The organism is Erwinia sp. V71 (assembly GCF_965644245.1).
GTDB lineage: Bacteria > Pseudomonadota > Gammaproteobacteria > Enterobacterales > Enterobacteriaceae > Erwinia.
In genome coordinates, this window is sequence record NZ_CBFFRK010000190.1 from 1 (window position 1) to 4726 (window position 4726).

The following is a 4726-nucleotide window of genomic DNA, read 5'->3' on the forward strand; positions in this document are numbered from 1 at the left end:
ACAGCTCAGCTAAGGTAAGGCTAATACAGCTAAGGACTCCACTGAACCCCACCGATTAAATCGCACCTTCCCTAACCGTCCCTCCATCCACATGACCAAGCGTTGCACTTATTATCTGAATTCGCGTTTTGACTCTTCTTCTTTTGCAGCAAGCTTTAACAATAATTCAGCAATGAGATTTTTCATGCGAATGTCTCAGCGGGTTAAAGTGAGACGTTAACACCGGGATAAATAAAATGATAGTGATTTGCCGGACTATTTGCGGATGACATCGGAGGTGCTGAACTGCACTATTATTGGGCAGCCAGACGGGTGCAACTATCCCCTTCACCATGGCTGGTGAAGGGGAATAAATCAGTTTAGCGTGGGCCTGGACCACCCATAAAACCGCCATGAGGACCACCGCCGCCGCCAGGGCCACCCCAGCCGCCGCCGCCGCCACCACCCGGAGGTGGGAACAGACAACCACTCAGTGCTGTGACCAGCGCCACAATTGTTACTGCCTTAATAATACGACTCATAAATAGAACCTCAGTGTGACGATTTCGCGCCGAGTGTATGCGGCGCATGGTCACCCGACAATGCGGAATACTCTGCATAGGGCCACTTTTTACCCAAAGTAACTACGCTTAACACTTTCCTGTCAAAATCCGGTAATCAGAGTGTGTTAACTGCAGCCGATCACTGGCTGGCACAGAGAACGGAACGCGATCCACGTCGCGGAATTCCCGTGAAACACTTTACGGCGGGTCATATCACAGGCAATGTGAGCGCATAACATTCCATGGGAAATGTACGATGAAAACAGAAGCCATCCACACGCTGTCAGAGATCATTGCCCGCCGCGACTGGGAACAGCCCGGCACCACTCAGCTCAACCGCCTGCCGGCTCACCCACCATTCGCCAGCTGGCGCAATGCCCAGCAGGCGCGTGACGACCAGCCTTCAGCGCGCCGCCAGAGTCTGAATGGCAGCTGGCATTTCAGTTACTTCAGTCAGCCAGAAGCCGTACCACAGAGCTGGTTACTGCAGGATCTGCCGGAAGGCAGCAGCATCCAGGTGCCATCAAACTGGCAGCTGGCAGGCTACGACTGCCCGATTTATACCAATGTGCAGTACCCGATTCCGGTCACGCCGCCCAGCGTACCGCAGCAGAACCCGACCGGGTGCTATTCGCTCACATTCAGTGTCGACAGCGACTGGCTGACAAGCGGACAGACACGCATTATTTTTGATGGCGTCAACTCGGCCTTTTACCTGTGGTGTAACGGCAACTGGGTGGGCTATTCACAGGACAGCCGTCTGCCCGCCGAGTTTGATCTCAGCACCTTTTTACAGCCAGGCAATAACCGTCTGGCAGTAATGGTGCTGCGCTGGAGCGATGGCAGCTACCTGGAAGATCAGGATATGTGGCGCATGAGCGGGATTTTCCGTGACGTCACACTGCTGCATAAGCCCGATGTGCAGCTGCTGGACGTACAGCTGGAAACCCACCTCAGCCCGGAATTCAGCTCCGCACGCTTACAGGCCAAAGTGGTGGCAAACCTGACCAACGAAAACTGTGCCGGCTATCAGGCAAAAGTCGATTTATGGCGTGGTGATCAGCTCATCGCCAGCCAGCAACAGTCGTTTGGCAGCGAAGTGATTGATGAGCGCGGTCATTATCACGATCGCACCACCCTCAATCTGCCGGTGGCGCAGCCGCTGCTGTGGAGCGCCGAAACGCCGCATCTGTATCGCGCCGTTGTCTCGCTGCTGGACAGCACGGGTACGCTGGTGGAGGCCGAAGCCTGTGACGTCGGCTTCCGCCAGGTGACTATCGAACAGGGGTTGCTGAAAGTGAATGGCCAACCGTTGCTGATCCGCGGCACCAACCGTCATGAACACCATCCGGAACTGGGTCAGGCCATCGATGAAGCCACCATGGTGCGTGATATCCAGCTGATGAAGCAGTATAACTTTAACGCAGTGCGCTGCTCGCATTACCCTAATCACCCACTGTGGTATCGCTTATGCGACCGCTACGGTTTATATGTGGTGGACGAAGCCAATATCGAAACCCACGGCATGCAGCCGATGAATCGCCTGTCCGATGACCCGGTGTGGTTTAACGCTTTCAGTGAGCGCGTCACACGGATGGTGCAGCGTGACCGCAATCACGCCTGCATTATTATCTGGTCACTGGGTAACGAGTCCGGCCACGGCAGCACCCACGATGCGCTGTATCGCTGGATCAAAAGCAACGATCCGACCCGCCCGGTGCAGTACGAAGGCGGCGGTGCGAACAGCGCGGCGACCGATATCATCTGCCCGATGTACGCCCGAGTCGATCAGGACCAGCCTTTCCCGGCCGTACCGAAATGGTCGATTAAAAAGTGGATCGGCATGCCAGGGGAAACCCGCCCGTTAATTCTGTGCGAATACGCCCACGCGATGGGCAACAGCTTTGGTGGCTTTAACCGCTACTGGCAGGCTTTCCGTCAGTTCCCGCGCCTGCAGGGCGGCTTTGTCTGGGACTGGGTTGATCAGAGCCTGACCAAACAGGATGCCGATGGCACCCGCTGGCAGGCTTACGGCGGTGACTTCGGCGATAAACCGAATGACCGCCAGTTCTGTATGAACGGGCTGGTGTTTGCTGACCGCACACCGCATCCGTCGCTGTATGAAGCACAGTACGCACAGCAATTCTTCCAGTTCAGCGCTGACGCCGATAACCCGCTGGCGTTTACCATCAACAGCGAATACCTGTTCCGCCACAGCGACAATGAAGTTCTGCACTGGCGTATTGAGCAGAACGGTGCCGCCATCGCCAGCGGAGAATTACCGCTTAACCTCGCGCCGCAGGGCAGTCAACGCATTGAACTGAATGCCCCGGCCAGCGTCAGTGGCGAAGTGTGGCTCAACCTGGAGGTGGTGCAACCACGCGCCACAAGCTGGTCGCCGGAAAACCATCGCGTTGCCTGGGCGCAATGGCGGCTGCCTTCAGCCCTCGCTCTGCCGCCGGAAGCACAGGCCAGCAGTGCGCCGCAGCTGAGCCAGAACGACGGCCAGTTCACCGTCAGCCACGGGCAACAGCGCTGGCAGTTCTCGCGTCAGAGCGGTGAGCTGATCCAGTGGCTGCAGCAGGACAGAGAGACCCTGTTGTCACCACTCAGCGACCTGTTTGTCCGTGCGCCAGTCGATAACGATATTGGCATCAGCGAAGCAACCCGTATCGACCCTAATGCCTGGGTAGAACGCTGGAAGCGCGCCGGACTGTATCAGCTGGAAGCCCGTCTGCTGCAGTGCGAAGCCAGTGCGCTGCCCAACGCGGTCATTGTCGATACGCTGCACGCATACCAGTATCAGCAGCAGACACTGTTCCTCAGCCGCAAACGCTACGAAGTGAATGCACAGGGAGAATTAACGGTGGATGTGACCGTCGAGATCGCGGCGGGAGTACCTGCGCCAGCACGTATTGGCCTGCGCTTCCAGCTGGCGGAGGCCGTCTCATCGGCAAGCTGGCTGGGACTGGGGCCACATGAAAACTACCCGGACCGGCGCAGCGCTGCGCAGTTCTCGCGCTGGACGCTGCCACTGGCGGATCTGCATACCCCGTATGTTTTCCCGGGAGATAATGGTCTGCGCGGCGGCACCCGCGAACTGACGGCTGGCAGCCTGCAGGTCAGCGGCGACTTCCACTTCTCACTCAGCCGCTACAGTATGGAACAGCTGCGCGATACCAGTCACCGCCACTTACTGCGTGAAGAAGCGGGCTGCTGGCTGAGCGTGGATGGTTATCATATGGGCGTGGGCGGCGATGACTCGTGGAGCCCGAGCGTCAGCCCGGATTATCTGCTGAGTGCACCGCAGTATCATTATCGGGTGACGCTGAAACAGCAGTAAGAACAAGGGAGCCTGGACGCTCCCTTCCCACAAAACAGCAGCAAAATCAGACAGAGGGGCGCTCGATCAATCAGACGACGCCCCTGAGCTTACTCTTTGCGGTAAAACCGCCGCAGCTGCAAGGTATTCACCAGCACCACTAACGCCGTCGCAACAAACACCCAGCGAAAACCGCCCACCGCCGAAATCCCGGCCCCCATTAGCGGCCCGACCACATTGCCAAGATACATAAACGACTGGTTATAACCAAAAATACGCCCGGTTACCTGCTCGCTGGAATAACGCACCAGCAGCGTTTGTACTGCGGGCATCATTGCGCCATCGGCAAAGCCTAACAAAAAGCGCAAAATCGCCAGCTGCGTCACACTGGTGACAAACGCCATGGCGATAAACAGCAGCACGGCAAACGCCATCGCGGCGATCAATACCCGCTGCGCACCAATGCGATCCCCCAGCTTACCCAGCCGCGATGCTGACATCAGCGCGGCCACGCCAGGGATCGCGGCAATAAAACCACTTAGAAACGCGATATTCTGCACATCCGGCGCGAGATCGCGCACAAACAGCGTCAGAATCGGGCCGATGGAGCCATTACATAACTGAATCACCATGGTGGTCACAAACAGCGTAATCATCAGCGCCGGATTACTGAGCGACTGAAACACTTCGCGACCGCTGAGCTTGTCCTGCTTCTTCACCACCCGCTGCGCACCCTCTTTAATCAGGAACAGCGTGATAAAAAAGCTCACCATCAGCAACCCGGATGAATCGCCACGGGTTTAACAGACACCTCGGAGTCATTTAAGATGACTTAAAGAGAGGTGCCCATGAGCGGTAAACG

Annotated in this window: 3 protein-coding genes and 1 pseudogene; 1 reads left to right on the forward strand and 3 read right to left on the reverse strand. The window is 57.1% G+C overall.

All coding sequences use genetic code 11. The annotated features are described in order from the left end of the window. Nucleotides 1-111: 111 nt before the first annotated feature. Together ACSZO1_RS21660 and ACSZO1_RS21665 are read right to left on the reverse strand one after the other, a co-directional pair. Nucleotides 112-186 (reverse strand): sigma-S stabilization anti-adapter protein IraP, encoded by a 75-nt coding sequence (locus tag ACSZO1_RS21660; RefSeq protein ID WP_437616349.1) that lies wholly within the window; start codon nt 184-186, stop codon nt 112-114. 173 nt (nt 187-359) lie between these two features. After that, the gene (locus ACSZO1_RS21665; protein ID WP_437616345.1) at nt 360-521 is read right to left on the reverse strand and encodes a hypothetical protein; all 162 of its coding nucleotides are present in this window, start codon (nt 519-521) and stop codon (nt 360-362) included. Nucleotides 522-798: 277 nt separating this feature from the next. Here ACSZO1_RS21665 and ACSZO1_RS21670 point away from each other — a divergent pair, with 277 nt between their 5' ends. After that, the gene (locus ACSZO1_RS21670) at nt 799-3885 is read left to right on the forward strand and encodes a beta-galactosidase (RefSeq protein ID WP_437616347.1); all 3087 of its coding nucleotides are present in this window, start codon (nt 799-801) and stop codon (nt 3883-3885) included. 89 nt (nt 3886-3974) lie between these two features. On the opposite strand, the pseudogene ACSZO1_RS21675 reads toward ACSZO1_RS21670, so the two are convergent. Then, nucleotides 3975-4643, reverse strand: a pseudogene (locus ACSZO1_RS21675) (MFS transporter); the annotation flags it as partial. Nucleotides 4644-4726 lie beyond the last annotated feature (83 nt).

What these genes read in the sequence shown, in the direction of transcription:
- ACSZO1_RS21665 (WP_437616345.1), bottom strand. Translation starts at nt 521, where the DNA reads ATGAGTCGTATTATTAAGGCAGTAACAATTGTGGCGCTGGTCACAGCA.
- ACSZO1_RS21670 (WP_437616347.1), top strand. Translation starts at nt 799, where the DNA reads ATGAAAACAGAAGCCATCCACACGCTGTCAGAGATCATTGCCCGCCGC.